Annotated in this window: 19 protein-coding genes, 2 tRNA genes, 1 other RNA gene and 1 pseudogene; 6 read left to right on the forward strand and 17 right to left on the reverse strand. The window is 41.8% G+C overall.

Annotated features, from left to right (window positions below; translation table 11 throughout):
* Positions 1–38: 38 nt before the first annotated feature.
* The gene (locus tag SOI82_RS09145; protein ID WP_320667110.1) at positions 39–284 is read right to left on the reverse strand and encodes a hypothetical protein; all 246 of its coding nucleotides are present in this window, start codon (positions 282–284) and stop codon (positions 39–41) included.
* Between the two features lie 908 nt (positions 285–1,192).
* On the opposite strand from SOI82_RS09145, the gene SOI82_RS09150 reads away from it, so the two are divergent.
* Entirely contained in the window at positions 1,193–2,422 is a 1,230-nt protein-coding gene (locus SOI82_RS09150) for a glycosyltransferase (RefSeq protein WP_320667111.1), read from the forward strand.
* A gap of 136 nt (positions 2,423–2,558) precedes the next feature.
* A complete protein-coding gene (locus SOI82_RS09155; protein WP_320667112.1) occupies positions 2,559–3,206 on the forward strand; it encodes a sugar transferase in 648 nt (215 codons plus the stop codon).
* Between the two features lie 7 nt (positions 3,207–3,213).
* Here the strand turns inward: SOI82_RS09155 and cbiB are convergent, their stop codons facing one another.
* The 5 genes from cbiB to SOI82_RS09180 all read right to left on the reverse strand — a co-directional run bounded on the left by cbiB (position 3,214) and on the right by SOI82_RS09180 (position 7,888).
* Positions 3,214–4,227: an adenosylcobinamide-phosphate synthase CbiB gene (cbiB, locus tag SOI82_RS09160; RefSeq protein ID WP_320668411.1), complete on the reverse strand. Its 1,014-nt coding sequence runs from the start codon at positions 4,225–4,227 to the stop codon at positions 3,214–3,216.
* Complete coding sequence (gene ilvC, locus SOI82_RS09165; protein ID WP_320667113.1) at positions 4,224–5,219, reverse strand: ketol-acid reductoisomerase; 996 nt, start codon at positions 5,217–5,219, stop codon at positions 4,224–4,226. The genes cbiB and ilvC overlap by 4 nt, the downstream gene beginning before the upstream one ends.
* Positions 5,220–5,369: 150 nt before the next feature.
* Positions 5,370–5,972 (reverse strand): ATP-dependent Clp protease proteolytic subunit, encoded by a 603-nt coding sequence (locus SOI82_RS09170; RefSeq protein ID WP_320667114.1) that lies wholly within the window; start codon positions 5,970–5,972, stop codon positions 5,370–5,372.
* 65 nt (positions 5,973–6,037) lie between these two features.
* Complete coding sequence (locus SOI82_RS09175) at positions 6,038–6,709, reverse strand: ATP-dependent Clp protease proteolytic subunit (RefSeq protein WP_320667115.1); 672 nt, start codon at positions 6,707–6,709, stop codon at positions 6,038–6,040.
* A gap of 45 nt (positions 6,710–6,754) precedes the next feature.
* The gene (locus tag SOI82_RS09180; RefSeq protein WP_320667116.1) at positions 6,755–7,888 is read right to left on the reverse strand and encodes a PIN/TRAM domain-containing protein; all 1,134 of its coding nucleotides are present in this window, start codon (positions 7,886–7,888) and stop codon (positions 6,755–6,757) included.
* A 97-nt stretch (positions 7,889–7,985) separates the two neighbouring features.
* Here SOI82_RS09180 and hemW point away from each other — a divergent pair, with 97 nt between their 5' ends.
* Entirely contained in the window at positions 7,986–9,296 is a 1,311-nt protein-coding gene (gene hemW, locus SOI82_RS09185) for a radical SAM family heme chaperone HemW (RefSeq protein ID WP_320667117.1), read from the forward strand.
* Here the strand turns inward: hemW and panB are convergent.
* Positions 9,187–9,990: a 3-methyl-2-oxobutanoate hydroxymethyltransferase gene (panB, locus tag SOI82_RS09190; protein WP_320667118.1), complete on the reverse strand. Its 804-nt coding sequence runs from the start codon at positions 9,988–9,990 to the stop codon at positions 9,187–9,189. The genes hemW and panB overlap by 110 nt on opposite strands.
* 42 nt (positions 9,991–10,032) lie before the next feature.
* Between panB and ffs the strand changes: the two genes are divergently transcribed.
* Positions 10,033–10,129: signal recognition particle sRNA small type (gene ffs, locus SOI82_RS09195), an RNA gene on the forward strand.
* A 16-nt stretch (positions 10,130–10,145) separates the two neighbouring features.
* On the opposite strand, the gene ftsZ is transcribed toward ffs, so the two are convergent.
* From ftsZ to SOI82_RS09230, 7 genes and pseudogenes are all read right to left on the reverse strand, one after another.
* On the reverse strand, positions 10,146–11,270 hold the full coding sequence (gene ftsZ, locus SOI82_RS09200) for a cell division protein FtsZ (RefSeq protein ID WP_320667119.1): 1,125 nt from the start codon (positions 11,268–11,270) through the stop codon (positions 10,146–10,148).
* A 343-nt stretch (positions 11,271–11,613) separates the two neighbouring features.
* Positions 11,614–11,826: pseudogene (locus SOI82_RS09205) on the reverse strand (J domain-containing protein); the annotation flags it as partial.
* 182 nt (positions 11,827–12,008) lie between these two features.
* Positions 12,009–12,872 carry a cell division protein FtsQ/DivIB gene (locus tag SOI82_RS09210; protein WP_320667120.1) on the reverse strand — a complete coding sequence of 288 codons (864 nt, stop codon included), beginning with the start codon at positions 12,870–12,872 and terminating at the stop codon, positions 12,009–12,011.
* A complete protein-coding gene (locus tag SOI82_RS09215) occupies positions 12,830–13,240 on the reverse strand; it encodes a hypothetical protein (RefSeq protein WP_320667121.1) in 411 nt (136 codons plus the stop codon). Before SOI82_RS09215 ends, SOI82_RS09210 begins: the two co-directional genes overlap by 43 nt.
* A 45-nt stretch (positions 13,241–13,285) precedes the next feature.
* Entirely contained in the window at positions 13,286–14,350 is a 1,065-nt protein-coding gene (locus SOI82_RS09220; RefSeq protein WP_320667122.1) for a D-alanine--D-alanine ligase family protein, read from the reverse strand.
* Positions 14,351–14,408: 58 nt separating this feature from the next.
* Positions 14,409–15,809: a tRNA (N6-isopentenyl adenosine(37)-C2)-methylthiotransferase MiaB gene (gene miaB, locus SOI82_RS09225; RefSeq protein WP_320667123.1), complete on the reverse strand. Its 1,401-nt coding sequence runs from the start codon at positions 15,807–15,809 to the stop codon at positions 14,409–14,411.
* 107 nt (positions 15,810–15,916) lie between these two features.
* Positions 15,917–15,989: transfer RNA gene (locus SOI82_RS09230), tRNA-His, on the reverse strand.
* Positions 15,990–16,221: 232 nt separating this feature from the next.
* Between SOI82_RS09230 and SOI82_RS09235 the strand changes: the two genes are divergently transcribed.
* Positions 16,222–17,505 carry an amidohydrolase family protein gene (locus SOI82_RS09235; RefSeq protein WP_320667124.1) on the forward strand — a complete coding sequence of 428 codons (1,284 nt, stop codon included), beginning with the start codon at positions 16,222–16,224 and terminating at the stop codon, positions 17,503–17,505.
* Positions 17,505–18,845, forward strand: coding sequence for an FAD-binding oxidoreductase (locus tag SOI82_RS09240; protein WP_320667125.1), 1,341 nt, complete (start codon positions 17,505–17,507; stop codon positions 18,843–18,845). Before SOI82_RS09235 ends, SOI82_RS09240 begins: the two co-directional genes overlap by 1 nt.
* A gap of 56 nt (positions 18,846–18,901) precedes the next feature.
* On the opposite strand, the gene SOI82_RS09245 is transcribed toward SOI82_RS09240, so the two are convergent.
* From SOI82_RS09245 to SOI82_RS09255, 3 genes are all read right to left on the reverse strand, one after another.
* A complete protein-coding gene (locus SOI82_RS09245; protein WP_320667126.1) occupies positions 18,902–20,149 on the reverse strand; it encodes a bifunctional folylpolyglutamate synthase/dihydrofolate synthase in 1,248 nt (415 codons plus the stop codon).
* Positions 20,150–21,331, reverse strand: coding sequence for an aspartate aminotransferase family protein (locus SOI82_RS09250; protein ID WP_320667127.1), 1,182 nt, complete (start codon positions 21,329–21,331; stop codon positions 20,150–20,152).
* Between the two features lie 8 nt (positions 21,332–21,339).
* Positions 21,340–21,421, reverse strand: a tRNA-Leu gene (locus SOI82_RS09255).
* Positions 21,422–21,423 lie beyond the last annotated feature (2 nt).

The following is a 21,423-nucleotide window of genomic DNA, read 5'->3' on the forward strand; positions in this document are numbered from 1 at the left end:
AAATTAACTCAAAGCTTCCTGTCCAAATAAATAAAAACTCATCTATAACTAAATACAGTCTTAATCATTTGCTCAAGATCTAATGTCTTTTGTACCACCTTGATGTTTTTTTTGATCTTTTGACCATACGAGAGCTTTTCCCTGAGAGGTAATCTGCCTCTGCATTGTTGAACCAAAAGCCAATAATTGAAATGATTATAACTATAAATAGAAGCCAAATATAGTTTTCCATACGCAACTTCCTCTGGCTTTTTGTTAGGTCTTGCACAACGAAGTATATTCATTCAACACTGAAATGCTCGTTCTTGTAAGGAGCCTTATTTATTTAGCTACTTCACTCAAGAAAAATGTCATTACTTTAATGGGCTTCTTACTCTGTTCCTAGCTATCATCTTATTAGAAGCATGCTGTCTTCCTATGGCTAGTTGTTTCGGATTATTTTCTATTTGTAATTGCCGTGGTCGCATAATCTAATCTTTGCTAGGAACGGTTATATCGATTGCAAAAACAATGGATACGATCTACCCCACTCTTACTGGAATAGCTTTACCTTTGCTTTCAATTTTAGGACTTGGTGAGCTACTCAATGAATTAAAACCTTCTCAGAATCGCAAGATTAGTTAATGTCTTCACTTTTGGACATCGCTTGGTTAATACCTCTTGCTCCGTTTATAGGAGCATTTGCTATTTGGCTTTTGCTTATTAGTTTTAATAGGACAATGAATAGGCTCAGCAAGCCTGTTTCTTACTTTCTTATTACTTGTGTGGCCGTGTCAACAGGCTTAAGCTTTGCCTTATTTGAGAAGAATCTATCAGGGCAGCTTTTTGATTTAGATTTAAATATAGCGAGTAAAACATTCCACTTTGGTTTATATGTAGATAGCCTTGCAAGCATAACTTCGACAATATGTAGTTCAATTATTTTGGTGATTATGATTCTTTCCTATTACTTGCTAAATAGGAATAAGGGGTATGTACTTTATTTTTCCTGTCTAGGTGCTTTATGCGGTTCATTGCTTTCCTTTATTTTTAGTGGGAGCTTATTTCATAGACTCTTTTAAATCCCATTTGAATGATTTTGTTGCTGATAGTTCTTACGTATAGCCTTGGAATACATATATACTTATTTTAGGAAATATCTCATCAACTTAATCTCGCTTAGAGAAATCTTGCTTTTTACTCGAAAGTGCTAGTGCCTAGTAATACAGCTTCAGATCTGCCATCACGAATAGCCCTTGTTCATGAATGGTTGTCGCCACAATCTTTTGGGGGAGCAGAGAAAGTTGTTCAGGCAATAGATCAACTTCTCTTAAATTTTGGCTCCCAACCTGAATTGTTTGCATTGGTAGATGGTGAAAGCAATAGGGTTGGAAGTTGGTTGTTTGGTAGGTCGATCAAAACAAGTTTTATCCAGAAACTTCCTTTTGGAATTAGTCATGTACAAAATTATTTGCCACTTTTGCCTTTTGCGATTGAGCAATTTGAATTTAGTGAATACCCATTAGTTATCAGCAGTAGTCATCTTGTGGCAAAGGGTGTGCTTACTTCCCCTGACCAGCTTCATGTGAGTTACGTACATACGCCAGTGAGATATGCATGGGATCAGATGCATGTTTATTTGAAGAGTGCTTCTAAAACAAAACCTTGTTTACAGCCCCTTATCCGTTGGCAGCTGCATAAGCTGAGGCAATGGGATCAATTGAGCGGTGCAAGACCTGACTATTTAATTGCCAACTCTCGGTTTACGGCTAAAAGAATATCCCGTTATTGGGGGCGCAAATCAGAAGTTATTCATCCACCAGTTTCAGTGGAACGTTTTCGTTGGGATAAATCAAGAGATGATTTCTACCTTTGCCTATGCAGGCTAGTGCCTAATAAGAGAGTTGATTTGGTCGTCAGGGCATTTAATCAATTGAAACTTCCTTTATTGATTGTTGGAGATGGCCCTGAAAGAAAGTATTTGGAGAGATTGGCGGGTCCAACAATTCGCTTTTTAGGTCGTCAAACGTCTCTTCAAGTAGAAGAATTAATGGCGCACTGTAAAGCCTTTGTTTACGCGGGATTGGAGGACTTTGGTATTGCACCAGTAGAAGCAATGGCAGCAGGGGCACCAGTTATTGCTTTTGGGCAAGGGGGTTTGTTGGATTCGGTTCGGTGTGCAGCAAGAGGAGATTCGTCCCCTACTGGTGTTCTCTTCCCTGATCAAACGGTTTCCTCACTTTTTGCCGCAGTTGATTGGTTTGAAGAAAATAAGATTTGGGAAAAATTGCCGGCTGAGGTAATACGTCAATGGGCTGAGCGTTTTAGCAAAGAGGTCTTCGACTTTTACTTTGAGGCTGCATTACGAAAAGCCTGGCAAAGGCATCGTGGTTCCTGTGACGTTAAAGCGAGTGGCCCTGGGAACGTCTCACAGCTTCTTTAATGGTATTGAGTGAGGATTCAATCAAAGCTTTTTTGAATTGACCTCAATTATTATTTGTCTTAATTCGCTTGTGGACTCTTTAAAAAGTTTCTACGTATTGTCATTAGATCAATAGCTGCTTGATTTCTACAACTCCATGGAAGATCTTAATTTGCAGCAGCGCCTTTTCGCAAGACCCGTAAAGCGGATCGGAGATGTTCTTTTTTCACTTGTCGCCTTAGTTATTACCTCTCCTTTATTTATACTCTTAGCATTATTAGTGAAACTAAGTTCGGCTGGACCTGTTTTTTATATACAGGAGAGGGTGGGTCGCAACTATTCGCGTTTTGGTTGTATTAAATTCCGGACAATGTTCGCAGAGTCTGATGATTTACTTTCTAATTTGTTGGATAAATCTCCTGAGCTTAAGAAGGAGTTTGAAAGAGATTTTAAACTTCGAGAAGATCCTCGAATTACACCTATAGGGAAATTTCTTAGGCGATCTAGTCTCGATGAGTTACCTCAATTGCTCAACATATTGCGAGGTCAAATGAGTCTTGTGGGACCTAGGCCCATAGTTGCAGATGAGATCCCGAGATATGGAGACTCTATGAATAAAGTGCTATCAGTTAGACCAGGCCTTACGGGCTTATGGCAAGTCAGTGGAAGAAATAACCTTAGTTATCAAAGAAGGGTTCGTTTGGATTTAATTTATTCAACTCATAGAACAATTCTTTTAGACATAAGAGTAATAATTCGTACTTTTGGTGTTCTTCTTTTGCCTAGAGATAGAGGTGCTTATTGAGCTATCTTTATAGAAAGTAATTAAGTAAAATACCAATTATTGCAATCCAAGCAAATTCAAGCCTTAGAGTAAGATTAAGAATTCTCTTCACTGATTTTATACTTGCTTCTGGTGAGTTTTTGGCTAATAGTGGTTTAATTGTCAATTTCTCTTGATATCTATTTTTACCTCCCATTTTTACTTCAGCACAGTGTGCATATATTGCTTCTGAGATGCCTGCATTTGGTGAACTATCTTGCGACCCATCTACCCAGGCTGAATGTATAAGAGACGGCATTTTTTGAAGAGGTTGACTTACTAATGGCAATGTGAGTAATACAATTCTGCTCGGAATCCAAGTGAGTACATCATCAAGTTTGGCGCCAGCAGTTCCCAGCCACTGCATTCGTCCATGCCGATAGCCGATCATTGAATCAATTGTGCTACTTGCTTTGAAAACCAGGGCGAATGTTAGTGGACCTGGTAGATCTGTAGAAATATTCCAAAATGATGCACCTATAATCATCCAAAAAAGAGGAGCAAAGATTCCGTCGACTGCATTTTCGCTAGCCGTTTCGGCAGCTGCTCTTAATATTTCTGATTCTTCTAATTGCCAAACATCTCGTCCAACTATATAACTTAGTTTCTGACGCGCTATTTGGAGTTGTTCTTTATTGGAGCCTTCGGGGAGTGCTTCAAGGACTGCTAAAACGCTTTCTCTGAGGCTCCGAGCGGCAAGAGTACTAGCAAGTCCAATGATTAAAATTATTGAACCAACGTAAGATAAAAGAGGTAAATTAATTAATGCTATTTGTTCTAAAAACCATCCAGTAAGTCCACTCAAAAATATCAGAATGAATGTAATTAATAGGCCTCCAAGTCTTAACCCTAAAATATTATCTCCTGCTAATTTCTCAGTATATTTTCTCAATGTTGAAATAAGCCTCCCCATATATGCAACCGGATGGGGAGCCCAGAGTGGATCTCCTACAAGCAGATCCAGAGCTGCGGAAACTATTACCAGAGTGAGAGCATAAATCAGTCTGTTTTAAGCCAACTGAACATTGATCGAAGCCCTTTGCCTACTTTCTCAATTGGGTGAGCTGCATCGCGATCGCGAATTCGTTTCATCTCTGGCTTGCCTGCTTCGCATTCAGCTACAAAGTTCTTCGCAAAACTTCCGTTTTGTATGTCAGACAAGATTCTCTTCATTTCTGCTTTGGTCTCTGAGGTAATAAGCCTTGGCCCGCTTACATAATCTCCATATTCAGCTGTGTTTGAAATAGAGTCACGCATTGCTGTCAAGCCACCTTTAACCATTAAATCAACGATTAGCTTGACTTCATGAAGGCATTCGAAGTAGGCCAGTTCTGGTTGGTAGCCCGCATCGACAAGGGTTTCGAATCCTGCTTTGACTAGTTCTGATAGGCCTCCGCACAAAACAGCTTGTTCTCCGAAGAGGTCGGTCTCTGTTTCTTCTTTGAAGTTGGTTTCTAGAATTCCAGCTCGAGTGCCTCCAATCCCTTTTGCATAGGCCATGGCAAGATCTCTTGCTTGCCCAGAGGCGTCTTGCTCAATAGCAAAGAGGGCAGGCACTCCCTGACCATTTTGATATTCCCACCTCACTGTATGCCCTGGTCCTTTAGGGGCAATCATTACAACATCCACGAAAGAAGGTGGTTTGATTAATCCAAAACGAATATTGAAGCCATGGGCAAAGCTCAGCACTTTGCCTTTGCTGAGATGTTGGGCTATTTCTTGTGAATAAACATCTTTCTGAAATTCATCAGGCAGTAGAACCATTATCCAGTCAGCCTTTGCAGAGGCATCGGCTACGCTAAGCACTTCAAGCCCATCAGAAGTTGCTTTGCTTGCAGACCTACTGCCTTCGTAGAGACCTACTACAACATCTACGCCGCTGTCCTTGAGATTTAGGGCATGAGCGTGGCCTTGTGATCCATAACCGATGATTGCGACTGTCTTACCCTTTAGAAGGTTTAGATCGGCATCGGAGTCGTAGAAGAGCTGTGCCATTCGGTCGCTATTTCTTTACAGGTTTAGGGCAAAGCTTAAGCAAAAGTCTTCTAAGGTCAGAAAACCTTGATTTAAATATTTCAATGGTGAGTTGAGTTTTGCACTATTGGTGTTCGAACAAGTCAATTATTTTTTAATTAATTTTTTTATTTAGGCTTCGTTCGGGTGCGCAATCACTTTGTCAATCAATCCATATTCTTTGGCTTCGGAAGCGCTTAGAAAGTAGTCGCGATCAGTATCCTTTTCAATTTTCTCAAAAGTTTGCCCTGTCATTTCTGCCATTGAACGATTGAGCATCTCTTTAATGCGAAGGATTTCTTTGGCTTCTATTTCGATGTCACTAGCCTGTCTTTGAGAAGTGCCACCCAATGGTTGGTGAATCATGATTCTGCTGTGAGGTAGTGCAAGCCTTTTCCCTTTTGTTCCTGCTGACAGGAGGAACGCCCCCATTGATGCGGCTAGACCTACACAAATAGTGACCACATCACTTTTGACGTACTTCATTGTGTCGTAAATAGCTAGTCCAGCTGTCACTGAGCCTCCTGGACTATTGATATAAACGAATATTGGCTTGCTGCTGTCTTCTGAATCTAGGTAAAGCATTTGAGCAACAAGGCTATTTGCAACTCCATCAGTTACCTCTTGCCCAAGAAATAAGATTCTTTCTGCACCAAGCCTGGTATAAATATCTACCCATCTCTCTAATTGACTACCTGGAAGACGGTAGGGAACACTAGGGGTACCAATAGGCATTTTAAAAGAAAGTGAGTGTTTAGAGGTGGTAAAAAATAGCTCTTTTGGAAAGGGCTTTTGAGGATTTATTTGATAGGAGGTGTGCCTGGTAAATCCTTTCTGCTACTTAGAACTCGATCTATCAGGCCATACTCAACCGCGGCCTTTGGACTTAGATAACTCATTCGATCAGAATCTTTTGATAATTGTTCAACACTTCGTCCAGTATTGCTTGAGAGGATTTCAAGCATTGCTTGTTTGTTGTGTATCACCTCTTTTGCACGAATCTGGATATCAGTCGCTTGCCCTTTTGCTCCACTTCTTGGTTGATGAAGAACAATTGAGGCGTGAGGAAGAGCAGCTCTTTGCCCTTTTGTGCCAGCAGAAAGAATTACTGCTGCAGTTCCCATTGCCTGTCCAATGCAAATCGTATGGACGGGTGGCTTCACATACCTCAAGGTGTCACATATGGCGAAAGCTTCTGTTTCAAAACCCACTGCATCTCCTGTGTACCAGCTAGTTCCAGTTGAGTTGATATAGAAATAAATGGGTTTTTCTGCATTGTCGAACTCCAAATAAAGAAGTTGGGCAATGATTAGTTCAGTGACATCCATGCCAAGTTGTCTTTTGGCATCGTCATCAGAAAACAAAGGAAGCCCTAAATAGACAATCCTTTCTTTTAAGAGAAGTGATGGCAGATCTGGTGGGGGTGTGCGCATCACGGTTGAATCACCGTAGTAGGGAGCGGACACCGTCATATGCAGCAAAACTTTTTGGGATCTGGAGCCTAGCGGGCTACAACCTTAGGGTGTTTTTGTTTTGTTGGGTTTATTTGGAGGAAGATCTTTTTCTAATCTTCCAAAAATCATTCGGCCAGTAGGGGTTTGTAATGCTCCAGTGATGATTACTTCACGACGTTGACCGATGTAATTTCTGGCACCTTCTATTACGACCATTGTTCCATCATCGAGATATGCCACTCCTTGGCTAACTTCCTTGCCTTCTCTAACGATCTTAAGATTAAGAGTTTCTCCTGGCTGAACATCTGGTCTTAATGCAATTACTAATTCACTGAGATTCATTACTTTTAATTCTTTGACCTGAGCAATTTGGAACAAGTTGTAGTCTGCTGTGATGAGTGTTCCACCTGTGTCGGCTGTTAATTTAAGCAATCTTTCGTCTGTTCCATCCCCTTCATAACGAGTAGTGTTTAATACAAGTCTTTTGCCATATGTATCACGTAACTTTGTTAATAACTTAAGCCCTCTTCTCCCTTTTGACCTTTTTTCATTATTACTTGAATCTGCTAACTGTTGTAGCTCGTCTAATACACTTTGTGAAACGATTACTTGACCTTCGATTAGCCCGCATCCAAGTAATGCATTAATACGGCCATCGATAATAACACTTGAATCTAATATTTTTGCAGTAGCAGGAGTTAGGATGCCTTCAGCTATTAAGAGCGCTTCGGTGCTGTTTGGATTAAAAAGGCGTAGAAGAGTGCGACCATGAATATCAGCAAGATTGTAACCAAGTATTCCAAAGAAAATATTACTCAGGACTGCTAAAAATGGTTTTGTAAATATTATCTCTCGGGGGAGTGGGAGTAGTAATAATGGTGCAAGCAAAAGATTTGCTATGAGCAAACCAAGGATTAACCCTAAAGATCTACCAAATAGGAGATCAGTTGGCATTGTGCGAGTTTTGCTAATTAATCTTTTTCGCAACTGTTGGAATACAAACCCTGTTAATAACCCCACTAAAGCTCCAAAACCTGTTAAGAGGCTTTTCAGGTCTGCTTTATTGGCCCATTGATTTAGAAAACCTTCTTGCAAAAAGATCTGCTCTAAAAAATTATCTGGCAATATGTCGACGCAAAACCAACCGGTTGTCGCCCCTGAGACCAGAAATAAAAAAAGTAACAGGAGGTCCACCATTGGATCAGATAGGAAGTCCTCGCTCCATATTTATGCGTAATGCTCCATTCTTATGAATTTGTTTTGGGAAGACCACCACAGCTTGCGGGATTGAACTATGGGTGATGTTCACTTTTTTAATTCTCCCAGAAGTGCATATTTGCATATCCCTTTTTGTCATCGACGTTGTTTTTACTGTGATTTTGCTGTTGTCCCTCTAGGTGATAACGCTAGCGGAGCAAATGGACCAGGAAGCTCATCTATCAAAGCTTATTTAAGCCTTCTCCACCGAGAAATATCTCTTATACCTCAAGGCCCTCCGCTGGCAACGCTTTATATAGGAGGAGGTACTCCCTCTTTGTTAACTCCTTCTCAGATAAGTTCTTTGTTAAAGCATCTTGAGGCGCAATTTGGCTTCCAGTATGGGGCTGAAATTAGTCTTGAAATCGATCCTGCAAGCTTTAGCCTGAACGCCCTCGAAGGTTATATGGAAGCAGGTATTAATAGATTTAGTTTAGGCGGACAAAGTTTCGATGATCATTCCTTAGAGCTCATTGGTAGAAGGCATAGGAAACATCATTTAGTTCAGTCATGCGATTGGCTGAATGAGTTCTACAAACGTGGAAGAATTTTAAGTTGGAGCCTTGATTTATTGCAAAATTTGCCTGGTCAGGACTTGGCAATTTGGGAGAAAGAATTAAAAAATGCTATGGATACGGGTGTGCCCCACCTCTCTATATATGACTTATCAGTTGAACCAGGTACTGTTTTTGCCAGAAAGAAAAGCCGTGGAGAACTTCAACTTCCTAATGAAGACTTATCTGCAGAGATCATGAGATGCACTAGTTCAGTTCTTGGGAGAGCAGGTTTTGGTCGTTATGAGATTTCTAACTATGCAATGCCAGGACATGCTTCTCGACATAATCGGGTCTATTGGAGCGGTTCAGGATGGTGGGGGTTTGGTCAAGGTGCAACTAGCGCTCCTTGGGGTGAAAGACTCTCTCGACCTAGAACCAGAGATTTATACCAAAGGTGGATAGAAACTCAAGAGTGTTTTGGACTTGACTCTTCATTAGAAGCTAATACTGCCAAGTCAATGGCATTAGATGAACAGTTCATGGTTGGACTTCGCCGAAGAGAGGGAGTAGATCTAATGCTTTTATCCAAGCGATGGGGATGGTCTAATACCCAGTGCCTAGAATATTTGAATTCTTTGAGATTGATTTGGAGGCATGCAATTCAAAGTGGGTGGTTAATCAGTCAAGGGTGGCGATTTAAGTTGAGTGATCCTGAAGGAATGGAATTTAGCAATCAGGTTCTTATTCAGATGCTTCTTTGGTGGGATTCTCTTCCTGAAGATGCTGTTGCTGTACCCAGTTTTGGAGAGCTTTCACAAAAAGTTGACGACCTTCGATTAATGGCTGGCTAAAGGGAGGTTGTTTTTCGGACAGGCCAAGAAGGTCGGCTGTTACTCGTACTTGTCCATCACAATTTTTGCCTGCTCCTATCCCAATAACAGGAATTTTTAGTTGATTGCTTTGATGATTGGCCACTTCCTCTGGTACATGCTCAAGAACAAGACCAAAACAACCAGCTTTTTGAAGTTGAAGGGCTTGAGATAAAAGTTTTTCTTGGCTGGCCTTATCTTCAGCTTGACGACGGTAGCCAAGGTTGTGGACTGATTGTGGGGTTAGTCCTAGATGTCCCATAACAGGAATGCCCATTCTTATTAACCGTTCAATTACTTTTAAGACTTCAGGTTCTGCTCCTTCTATCTTCACAGCTGCAGCACATGAGTTTTTAATGAGGAAACCTGCAGCCGCTACTGCTTTATCTTCGCCACATTGGTAACTGAGGAATGGAAGATCGCAGATAACTAGCGGCTGCTCATTTAAGGGCTTTTTAAAGCCTCTTCCTACAGCTTGAGTGTGATGGAGCATTTGCTCTAGGGTGACTGGGAGCGTGGTGGCATGGCCAAGGATCACCATTGCTAGTGAATCGCCAACAAGTACTACATCTGCGCCTGCAGCCTCAACAATGGATGAAGAAATACTGTCCCAAGCGGTCAGAACTGTTATGGATCTTCCAGTTTGTTTAAAACGAATCAATTCCGCGGGGAGCATGTTCTTAGGCAGCCCTTAAGTATGAATTGCTAAAATGGAGAAGACTCGGACCCATGCGGCTAAGACTCCTAAACCTGGTCAGGACCGGAAGGTAGCAGCCACAAGGGATGCTCGTAGCAGGCGTGGATTCCGGGTCACCTAAAAACAATGCTTTTCTATCTTTCGTCATCCTTGCGAACTTGCCGAAGTCGCAGAAAGTCAGGTATTCCAGGCCCAGGTTCTCTGACTTCTGTCTGGTTGTAAAGAGATTGAGTTGATAATTTACTGCGTGACTTTTGATTGCGGTAAGTCTGGTTACTTTCAAATCCAGTAGCAATAACAGTTACTTGGATTTCTCCTTCTAGCCTTTCATCAATTACAGCTCCAACAATGATGTTTGCATCAGGGTCAACTACTTCATAAATAACTTCTGAGGCAGAGGTCATATCTTCGAGAGTCATATCTTTGCCTCCAGTGATATTTATTACGCACCCTTTTGCTCCGTCTATCCGTCCTGCTTCAAGAAGTGGACTATTAATAGCTGCTTGAGCTGCTTCTATTGATCGTGACCTTCCGGAACCTAATCCAATTCCAAGTAAAGCTGTTCCTGCTTCAGTCATAACTGAACGGACATCGGCGAAATCTACATTGACAAGCCCAGGGCAGGTAATGATGTCACTTATCCCTTTCACTCCCATACGAAGAACGTCATCTGCATTTCGGAATGCTTCACGCAAAGGTGCACCAGCGATCACATCTTTTAAACGATCGTTAGGTATAACAATCAAAGTGTCAACATTCTCTGCAAGGCGAGCTATCCCTTCATCTGCTTGCCTCATTCTTCGTCGACCTTCAAAACTAAAAGGCTTAGTGACAATGCCTACAGTAAGGGCACCGCTTTCTTTCGCGACTTCTGCTACTACAGGTGCTGCGCCCGTTCCTGTTCCGCCCCCCATCCCCGCAGCTATAAATACTAGGTCTGAGCCTTGTAGTGCTTCTTGTAATTCAGCCCTGGATTCTTCAGCTGCTTTTTGTCCGATGCTTGGATTCCCTCCAGCGCCCAATCCTCTTGTTAAGGTTTGGCCTAATTGCAATCTGTTTTGGGCTTGGGATTCAATAAGGGCTTGAGCATCAGTATTTAGTACTCGATAAGCAACCCCCTCTAGGTCACTAAGAATCATTCCGTTGACGGCGTTGCTTCCTCCACCGCCTACCCCAATGACTTCTATGCGGGCTGATTGGCTTGGACTAATTCCGTCCAACCTCATCAACCCAGATTTGTTTCCACTACCCATCTCCATAGTCAGAGGTAAGCACTAAGTTTTGGTTCATTATGTACTCACGATAGTCTTCTGTTGAAATTTTCAAAAAAGTTACCTTTTTTCAACGGCTTTAGATGAGGGTTTTTTGACTTTCTTCGAAAGGTGAGGTCGGCCTTAAAAGCTAGTATTTAAAAGGATTTATTTTTCAAAATATCAAAGCATCTAGAGAAAACATCATGGTTAAGGCAATTAATAAGATGAGAAATTTTTCTGTGGAATTGAAATTTCCACCATGATTTGATTTCTTCTCATACGGCTCAGGAACAGTGTTTGAATGTTTTTGGTCAATTACTGTGATTTCAAAGCTAGGCCGACCTGCTATTTCCCATTCAAAGCGTTTTTTGGGATCACTTAGCACCAAATATGCTTCATTGATCCACTTGAAGCGCTCCTCTGCACTTTTACTATTTTTATTTAGATCAGGATGCCAACGCTTGGCCTCTCGTTTGAAGGCTTTTTTGAGTTGGTCCGAATTGCTTCCAGGTGGGAGTCCAAGTAGCGACCAATATGTAAAACTTCCAGCAGATGAGGTCATCTCTAGGGCGTCAAGAATTTCCAATTACACCATCGATATCAATAAAGTGGCTTTGTTGCCAGTTTTTGATTAGAGATTGTTTGTTTTTTTGATTAACTTACGCTCTACAGCTCAAGCCTAATAGTTAGGGGAAACATTACTTTCGCTAGGGTTTTACTTTGGGAGAGTTATGAGAGATCTTCCTATAAGTCATTATTAGGGATTTGTAATTCAGGTTTCGAAGGATCTCTTATATCTAAGATTATATTTTTTTTATTAACAAGCTTAGCAGGTAAATTAATACTTAATTGATAAAGAGCCTTGATTTGCTTTTTGATGGGTAAATTACTAGCTCCTAATTGGACAACTTGAAATTTTTTTGTCTTTAGACTTATTTCTCCATTCGGACTCAAAATTATTTTTGTTAGAGGGCTTCCAAGTTTGTCTTTATTCTCTAGGAGTATTGAAATTAAATTCTTTTGAGTTTCGACCCATCCTTCAACATAGACATTGCTTAATGGAAGATCTGTTTTAGGGGCCATTCTTATTGGCATCCAGTTGCCATTTTTATCAAGCATTCCTTTCTCTTTCCCTTCTATACCCCGTCTATCAGCAAAAGCGACGGGCTTTCTTTCTTGAATTATTATTGTTAGTTTAGGAGGGAAAAGTCTTCGCTCGATTTGAAGACTTCTAATTGGAAGTTCTTTGAGAAGATTAATTTTAAGTTGTTTGGGATTAATTGCAAAAAGTGGCTTAGGAAAACTAAAGCCTGAAGCGGAAATTATTGAGGCTGCTTGAATCTTGGAGCTGCCTTGAACTGTAATTTGCTCAACATCGATGAGACTCCATCCATTTTTTATTACTAATACCCCTAGCCCATAAGTTATTGAACTGCATACAACAACACGCCATAGTTGAAGTAGCTGGTTATTTCTATGCTTTATGCGAAGTTTTTGACGCTTCTCAGCCCTTGGGCTTGTTGGAGGAGCGCTAGTCGAAGATTGCTTGCTTTGTATTGATCTCTTCACAGATCGCAACGTGATCTTTGCATGAGTTGATTCATCCAATCTCTGGCTTGCTCAGCATCCGAGAAGGGCACATCCATTTCCTGGCCGTTTCCAATTAGTCTTAATCGGCAGCGCCCTTGTGATTCTGTTGTTAATGGTGCTTCACCTGAAGTTAGTGCCATCAATTCCAAAAGTTCTAGTTTGGTTATTTCAAATGTGCTTTGCTCTTTAAAGCTGCCTGCTTCAAAGCTGCTCCAGCTCAAAATACCTTTCTTGAGTCGAGCCGCTCCTGATCCATCAAGTTTTGAGAGCTCTGCACCTTCTGCCCAACTGCGAAACAGATTTTGTCTGCGACGCTCAAGCCAACCTAGGGCGGTTAACAGAACAAATATCAATAGAAGTGGGAACCAGAGCAGACCGTGAATCATTGGAGGTCAAAGATAGATGTTCTGAAAGAATTGATTTTCCTTTGTTTATTCTGTAGCTGTAGCAACTAGCGTTGCTACAAGTTGTTCGAGCGTTACACCAGCAGCTTCCCAAAGCATTGGATACATACTTTTAGATGTAAACCCTGGCAATGTGTTGATCTCATTGATCCATAGTTCGTCAGTTTCTTCTTTATAGAAAAAATCAACTCTTGCAAGACCTTTTGCAGTGATGATTTCACATGCTTGCAAAGTTAATTGTTGAACTCTATCTTTTACTTTTGCAGGAAGGGGAGCAGGAATCAGCGCTTGGCTCGAATTTTGAGAGTATTTTGTCTCGTAGTCATACCAATCAGCATCAAAGCGTATTTCTCCCACTGCAGATGTTTTTAGCGAATCAGAACCACCAAGGACTGCACATTCCAGTTCTCTTGCAATTACTGCTTTTTCAATCACTATTCGCCTGTCAAGTTTTGCGGCTTCCATTAGCCCTTCAATGAGTTGTTTCCTGTTGAGAGCTTTGGTTATTCCAACTGAAGAGCCAAGGTTTGCGGGCTTGACAAAACAGGGATATCCAACATTCAACTCAAGTTTCTTTAAAAGTTTTTCTTTGTCACCTTCTCTTGTTAGATCTTTTGCTTCTGCAGGGAAATAAGGCACTTGAGGTAATCCTGCTGCAGAGAAGGCTGCCTTCATCGCTAGCTTGTCCATTCCAGTTGCAGAAGCTAATACTCCTGACCCCACAAAAGGTTTTCTCATTAATGTGAATACGCCTTGTATTGTTCCATCTTCTCCATTGGGACCGTGAAGCACGGGATACCAAACCTCTACTTTGTTAGTGCCATTAGGGAGGCCATTAAAGCCATGCGGCGGTAGTGGGGTTGGCAGTTCTTTCTCTTGCAGCGCATAGCCTTTTTTTAAAGCTTGATTTGCAATTTCTTCTGGCCACCAGCGACCGTCTAAATCAATATATATTGGCTTGATCTTGAAACGATTTGCATTATCACCATTTCTTAGGGCTTTGATAACAGTAGTTGCTGATTGGATAGAGACGTTGTGTTCCCTAGAAGCACCACCGAAAACCACGCCAACAAAGGTATTGGATGAAGGCATGTAATTAGACCAGAACCTTTCTTATAGATCTCAAAGGTATCAGTGAAGTGGAGATAATTCATCTCAATGGGATGCCGCTTAGAGAGAATGAGCGAACCTCTTTGATTTCTACCGAAACAATATCTCCTGGTTTATACCGGTACCCTAGTGGTCCTTCTTTTGGAAAAAAGGTAAGCCGGTTGGTTCTTGTTCGCCCCATAAGTTGATTCTGATTTTTTGGATTGATATCTTCTGCTAGAACCTCTTCGACATGATGTTTGTAACGAGAATTGCGTTGCTTTGCTGTTTTTTCAACTAAGGCATTGAGCTCTTGTAGTCGTTCAATTTTTACTGCTTCTGGGAGTTGGTTTGGCCAGTTTGCGGCTGGGGTATGAGGACGTGGTGAATAAGCAGCAGTATTGACTTGATCGAAACCTACCTCCTCAATAACGGAGAGGGTCTTTTGGAATTGCTGAGTAGTTTCGCCAGGGAATGCAACGATTACATCTGCACTAATTGAGGCATGAGGGATTAGCTGTCTTATTTGTTTGATTATTCGCATATAGCGTTCAATTGTGTAACCTCTCGCCATTGATCTAAGGATTTCGTTATCACCACTTTGAAATGGAATGTGAAAGTGCTCACAAACTTTTTGCAGTTCAGAGCAAGCTTTGATTAAACGACTTGTGAAATATCTAGGGTGGCTTGTCGCAAAGCGAATACGTTCGATTCCTTCTACATCGTGAATGTAATGAAGGAGATCTGTGAATGTATTTTGACGACGGCCTTGTTTTGTGATTCCAGGCAAATCTCTTCCATAAGCATCAATATTCTGCCCAAGGAGTGTGATCTCTTTGTACCCTAATAAAGCAAGCTTTTCTATCTCCGCTCGAATTGCTTCTGGATATCTAGATTGTTCCTTTCCTCTCACTGAAGGCACAACGCAATATGTACAGCGTTCATTACAGCCATAGATGACATTTACCCATGCACAAATGGTGCTATCTCTACGAGCAGTAGTCAGATCTTCATGAATGTGGTCTTCTTCTGTGGCTAAAACTTGCTGGCCATTGTCCACTTGCCTTAGCAGGGTTTCTAAACGATTTGCATGTTGAGGTCCCATGACCAGATCAATCTCAGGGACTCTTCGAAGTAATGCTTCACCTTCTTGCTGTGCTACACATCCCGCAACAATGAGTTTTAGATGAGGTGAGGTTTGTTTCCTTTTTGCTTGTCGCCCCAAATAGCTATATACCTTTTGCTCAGCGTTATCGCGGATTGTGCATGTGTTATACAGAACCAAATCGGCTTCTAGCTCCGTTTTTGCTTCGTGATATCCCATTTCTTCAAGAATGCCTGCCATCCTTTCTGAATCGGCTTTATTCATTTGGCAGCCAAAAGTTGTAATCCAATAACTATCGCGGGGACTTTTAGGAATTAAAGACGTTTTTGGTCTTGAGCTTGTGTTGGTCGCGATCATGGTGAAATTCGATCAAAGGACCTTTATTGATTTCATCATTGGACAAATTTGAATGGACTGAAATGTTTGAGGAAACCTACAAGCTAAGAAGAATCTTTTGGGATGAGGGCGAGCGAGGGGATTCGAACCCCCGAATGGCGGCGCCACAAGCCGCTGCCTTAACCACTTGGCGACGCCCGCCGCGTCGTTATGAATTTACCAATTCGTCTGCAAATTAATCTGAAATATGTTCTTGAGCAAGATTTAGAGTGTTCTTCTAGTTGCCTCTTAATGGGAATTGATTTTGTACCTTTAACTTTTTAAAACTAATTTCAGCTTTTGTGCCTGCGGAAATTGTTTAGTACCATCACAAAATTTGCTATTAAGACTCGCTCCTGTTGATTCATTCCACTTTGGTTAAGTTGGCTTTGCAATGACTCAGCGAAAAAAGGGATCTCTTGATGTTTTGGTCCCACGTGGCTTAGTTGGAAGCGGGGAAGCAGTTTTGTCAGCGTCGGCAAAAGAGGACGGATTATGTGCTTTGCGAATTAGTTGGGAGAGTGGACAAATTTCTGGTCTTGAGGCAATTAAGAAAGAAGATGCATCTTCTCTCAAACTTCTTCTCCCTAGACTTTTAGAACCTCATGCACATATTGATAAGGCATTCTCCTGGAACGACTTTCCGAACTTTAAGGGGAGCTATGAAGATGCTCTTAAAGCAAATCTTCAAGAGCATAAAAACCGTACAAGTCAGATTGTTTTTGGGCGAGCAGATCGCTCTTTGACTATCGCTGTAAAGAATGGATGTAGAGCAATAAGAAGTCATATTGATAGTTTTGGCTATTTTGCAGATCCCATTTGGGAAGCGTTGCTTGAACTTCGAAAAAAATGGCATGCGCTAATTGAATTGCAGTTAGTAGCACTAGCGCCTTTGGAATATTGGAATACTCGTGAGGGTGATCTTCTGGCTTCTCGTCTAGGTAGAGAAGGGGGGCTCCTTGGTGGCGTGCTGGCTCCACCCTTTAACAGAGAGTTATCTAGCGATTTATTAGCTCAGATGCTCAAACTCGCTAATCAATATAACTGTGGAATTGATCTGCATATAGATGAATCGGATACAGAACCAGCAGTTGGTTTAAATCAATTAGTTCAAGTGCTTGATCACAACGAAGTAAATGTTTCTATTACTTGTAGCCATGCAAGCAGTATGGGGCTTCTTTCTCCAGTGGATTTGCGGCGTTTGTCTGAACGCTTGGCTCACCATCACGTGAATGTGATCGCTTTACCTCTAACTAATTTTTGGTTGTTGGGTCGTCAGTCAAAAACCACTCCATTACTAAGACCTTTGGCCCCTATTTCCCAACTCCAAAAAGCAGGCGTAAGAGTTGCTATTGGTGGGGATAACGTTCAAGATTCATGGTTCCCCGCAGGTACCTTTGACCCTTTAGCTTTGATGTCATTTTCGATGCCGCTTACTCAGTTGGCTCCATGGCAGCGTCGAGGACTTGCTCCTTTTACTACTTCGGCAGCAGCTGTAATGGATTTGAAATGGGATGGCATTGTTCGAATAGGTAGTCCTGCTGATTTCGTTTTATTGGAGGCCAGTAGTTGGTCAGAAGCACTTTCGAAACCACCTCAGAGGAAAGTATTGATTAACGGCAATTGGCTGGATGAAACGATTATTCCAAAAACTAATCCAATTGAGCATTTGAATTAATGAACAAAAAACTTCTTCCTCTTGATTTGATTAAGGAATTGAGATCTATTGCTGGACTAAAAGTTTTTAATCTCAGTTCAGATAGGGAGCGTTTTTCTAGAGACTTTTTTGACTATTCGCCAGTTTTAAAAAAGCAATTACAAGGTTGTTGTGCAGACCTTGTGGTTCGTCCTGATTCGGTTGAATCAGTTTTGTCAGTTGCTGGTTCATGCCATAGATACGGCATCCCTTTGACTATTAGAGGAGCTGGCACTGGAAATTATGGCCAGTGTGTCCCTCTTTTTGGTGGAATCGTCATGCTAATGGGGGCATTGCGTCAGATTCGCGATCTAGACCCTGGTAATGGTCAAGTAACCGTTGAGTCAGGTTGTTTGATGGGAGATCTCGAAAAATACCTTATTAGTCAGGGGCGACAGTTGCGCCTACTTCCAAGTACTTGGAGAAGTGCCTCAATAGGAGGATTCGTTGCAGGGGGGTCAGGTGGAATTGGTTCAGTTAAATGGGGCTTTTTGCGAGATCCAGGGCATTTATTGGGGCTTGAAGTTGTAACGGTAGAAGAAAAACCGCAAAAATTGCAGCTTGATGCTAAAGCCGCAGAGGCACTGAATCATGCCTATGGCACAAATGGGATTATCACAGCGTTAACCCTGGCAACTTCTCAATCAGTAGCTTGGCAGGAAGTAACAATTGATTGTGAAACGTGGTCAATAGCAGTGAACCTTATAAATAGTTGTGCTCGAGCTGCTGTTGACCTTCAACTTTGCAGTTTGCTTGAAGAAAAAATTATTGAGAAGATCCCTCATTGGTCAGGACCACCTATAGCTCAGCATCGACTTTTGATTTTGGTAGCTCCTGATGGCATTAGTACTATCGAACGCTTGGCAAAAAGTGTAGGAGCATTATTTAATCTTTTGGGCCCTGAAAATTATAGAACTGGCAGTGGTTTGCGAGAACTGACCTGGAATCACACCACACTTCATATGCGGGCATTAGATGCTGATTGGACTTATTTGCAGATGCTTTTGCCACAGCCTGAATTGGAAGCAATGAATACTCTCAAGAAAAAATGGGGAGATGATCTTCTGTGGCATTTGGAAGCTGTTCGACAGCAGGGTGTCCAGCGATTAGCGGCATTGCCAATTGTGCGCTGGAGGGGAATTGATTCATTGAAAAAGTTGATGTCTGATTGCCGTGAAATAGGAGCTGTTTTGTTCAATCCTCATGTTTTTACTGTTGAGGATGGTGGGCTTGGAGTAGTTGATGTGGATCAAGTTGAGATGAAAAGACGCTTTGACCCACAAGGTATTCTGAATCCAGGAAAGTTAAAAGGATGGCTATAGCAAGTTTGAGTGATTTCTTTAGCTGGTTTTTAGGGAAGCTCAACCAAGAATGATCCTCATGGGATTGTGTTGTTGAGTATTTTTCGCTTAAAGGTATCTCCGATTAAATATAAAGAGCCAGCCACAACGGGAGGGGGGGTAGGCCATCGGCCTTTCTTTTGGATTTTGGAAAAAACTTGTTCAACTTGATTTGCTTGGAGTAGTTGACTTGTTAATTCTGGACAAGCATTGGACAGCTGGACTTGGGACCAGCTGTCGTGATTAGGTATTGGGATTACCCAAGCAATGTCTTGAGGCTTGATTAGATATCGGAGCATTTCAGGCGCCTGTTTGTGTCGTTGTATCCCCAGTACCCAGTGCACGCCTATTTCTTCTTGAGCCCATTTGCTTCTTTCTTTTGCTAATTCTTTTGCTGCATGTGGGTTGTGTGCTCCATCTATCACAACAGGGAATCCATTCCAATTGGTTCTTTGGAGCCTCCCAGGCCAATTGGCCAAAGCAAGCCCTTTTCGAATTAATGGTTCGTCGAGTTCCCACCCAAGTTTTCCTAGTGACTGAAGTGCTCCTTTCGCAACTGCAGCATTCTTCCTTTGGATGTCGCCACTGATTCCAAGCTCCCAGCTTTGAGGTATTGGAGGAACCCATTGGATCTGGGCATTGTGTTTCTCAGCTGTATCTTTGAGTACTTGAGTGACATCAGGATGTTGTGCTGCACTTATAACTTTGCAGCCTGATGTGATAACCGCTGCTTTTTCTTGAGCAATGTCTTTTATGGTTGCCCCTAAGTGATCGCAGTGATCTAAACCAATACTACCCATTGCAATAACAGGTCTCAAAGGATGTGCTGTTGTTGCATCGAGACGGCCACCAAGGCCTACTTCCAAAACTAATAGCTGTACATTATGCTTCGCGAAATATTCAAAAGCGACTGCCATCACCAACTCAAATGGAGTTAGTTGATGGACTTTTAATAGTGGTCTAAGAGATAAAAGAATTTGTCGAAATTCTTGAAGTGAAATGAGATTGTCATCGATTCGAATTCTCTCGCACCAGCTCACAAGGTGAGGCGAAGTTGTTGTACCACTTTTGATCCTTGCAGCTTTTAGACAGCTTTGAATAAAGCTTGCAATTGATCCTTTCCCATTTGTTCCGGCGATTTGGATTGCTGGGATTTCAGAACAGGGATTACCCATCAATTGCAATGCTTTTTTTATTCTTTCTATTCCAAGATCCATTCCCCTTTGATCAAAGGAAGGAATTAGATCCGTTAATTCTTCAAAATTAGAAATGGTTTTATGTTCCAATTACTCAATATTTCTGAATGTAGCTTTAACTCTTTTGAGTAATTCTTCTATTTCACTTGCTTTAATTACAAGTGGTGGAACCATACGAATCACTTTTGGTCCCGCCGGAACGACCAGCAACTTTTCATTTAGTGCGGCCTTGGTAAACAATTGTGCAGTTATTGTTGTTTCTTCATTAAGTACTAACCCTTGTATTAGTCCAAGACCTCGCACGGTATGTAAATGATTTGGAAAACTTTTTGTAATAGCTATAAGCCCATCATTGAGCTCTGCTGCTCGCTTGTTGACGTTTGTTAGGAGGTTCCTTCTTTCTATTTCTGTTGCAACGGTGATTCCTGCTTTGCAGGCGAATGGATTGCCTCCAAAGGTGCTTGCATGATCACCAGGACTAAAAAAGTTTGCATGTTGCTTGACCATTAAGGCCCCAATTGCATGGCCTCCTCCTAACCCTTTGGCAATGGTGAATGCATCAGGCTCTACGCCAAGGTGCTCGTACCCCCACCAATTCCCACTGCGTCCCATGCCTGTTTGAACTTCATCGAAGATCAACAAAATTTCTCTTTTGATGCACTCTGCCTGTAATTGTTGGAAGAAGATTTCATTGCCAGTATTTATACCGCCTTCCCCTTGTATTGGCTCTATTAAGACGGCAGCCACACGAGGTCCTTTATTTTCTATTTGCTTCAGCAATTTCTCGAAAGATGCAAAATCGTTGTAGGTAAAAAATTCAAAGCCTTGAACCAATGGTTCAAACCCTTTGTGGTAATTGGGTTGCCCTGTAGCACTGATTGCGGCCAGTGTTCGGCCATGAAAACCAGCTTTAGCAGCCAGTATCACTGGTTCTTCAATCCCTCTTTTGAAATGTCCATATTTTCTGGCAAGCTTTATGGCTGCTTCATTTGCTTCAGCTCCGCTATTACAGAAAAATGCTCTATCTGCGCAGCTGTGATCAACCAACCAACTTGCTAATGCTTCTTGTTCAGATATCTCAAACAGGTTGGATACATGTTGAATTTGATTGAGTTGCCTGGTTAAAGCGCGGCGTAGAGCATTGTCACTATGGCCGAGGCTACAAGTAGCTATGCCTGCTACAGCATCAAGGTATCGTTTCCCATTTTGGTCCCATACCCAACAACCTTTTCCTCGAACAATCTTTATAGGAAGTCGTTTATAAGTATCCATTAACACAGTGGGAGCGGTCGGACTCGAACCGACAAACCCGAAGGTGCCGCATTTTGAGTGCGGTGCGTCTACCAATTCCACCACGCTCCCGT

The sequence above is a fragment of the Prochlorococcus sp. MIT 1307 genome, assembly GCF_034092395.1.
Taxonomy (GTDB): domain Bacteria; phylum Cyanobacteriota; class Cyanobacteriia; order PCC-6307; family Cyanobiaceae; genus AG-363-K07.

Bases quoted from the DNA above. Each gene is read 5' to 3' on its own strand.
- SOI82_RS09145 (WP_320667110.1), bottom strand. From the start codon at position 284: ATGAATATACTTCGTTGTGCAAGACCTAACAAAAAGCCAGAGGAAGTT.
- SOI82_RS09155 (WP_320667112.1), top strand. From the start codon at position 2,559: ATGGAAGATCTTAATTTGCAGCAGCGCCTTTTCGCAAGACCCGTAAAG.
- ilvC (WP_320667113.1), bottom strand. From the start codon at position 5,219: ATGGCACAGCTCTTCTACGACTCCGATGCCGATCTAAACCTTCTAAAG.
- SOI82_RS09170 (WP_320667114.1), bottom strand. From the start codon at position 5,972: ATGCCTATTGGTACCCCTAGTGTTCCCTACCGTCTTCCAGGTAGTCAA.
- SOI82_RS09175 (WP_320667115.1), bottom strand. From the start codon at position 6,709: ATGACGGTGTCCGCTCCCTACTACGGTGATTCAACCGTGATGCGCACA.
- SOI82_RS09180 (WP_320667116.1), bottom strand. From the start codon at position 7,888: ATGGTGGACCTCCTGTTACTTTTTTTATTTCTGGTCTCAGGGGCGACA.
- hemW (WP_320667117.1), top strand. From the start codon at position 7,986: ATGGGTGATGTTCACTTTTTTAATTCTCCCAGAAGTGCATATTTGCAT.
- panB (WP_320667118.1), bottom strand. From the start codon at position 9,990: ATGCTCCCCGCGGAATTGATTCGTTTTAAACAAACTGGAAGATCCATA.
- ftsZ (WP_320667119.1), bottom strand. From the start codon at position 11,270: ATGGAGATGGGTAGTGGAAACAAATCTGGGTTGATGAGGTTGGACGGA.
- SOI82_RS09215 (WP_320667121.1), bottom strand. From the start codon at position 13,240: ATGATTCACGGTCTGCTCTGGTTCCCACTTCTATTGATATTTGTTCTG.
- SOI82_RS09220 (WP_320667122.1), bottom strand. From the start codon at position 14,350: ATGCCTTCATCCAATACCTTTGTTGGCGTGGTTTTCGGTGGTGCTTCT.
- miaB (WP_320667123.1), bottom strand. From the start codon at position 15,809: ATGATCGCGACCAACACAAGCTCAAGACCAAAAACGTCTTTAATTCCT.
- SOI82_RS09235 (WP_320667124.1), top strand. From the start codon at position 16,222: ATGACTCAGCGAAAAAAGGGATCTCTTGATGTTTTGGTCCCACGTGGC.
- SOI82_RS09240 (WP_320667125.1), top strand. From the start codon at position 17,505: ATGAACAAAAAACTTCTTCCTCTTGATTTGATTAAGGAATTGAGATCT.
- SOI82_RS09250 (WP_320667127.1), bottom strand. From the start codon at position 21,331: ATGGATACTTATAAACGACTTCCTATAAAGATTGTTCGAGGAAAAGGT.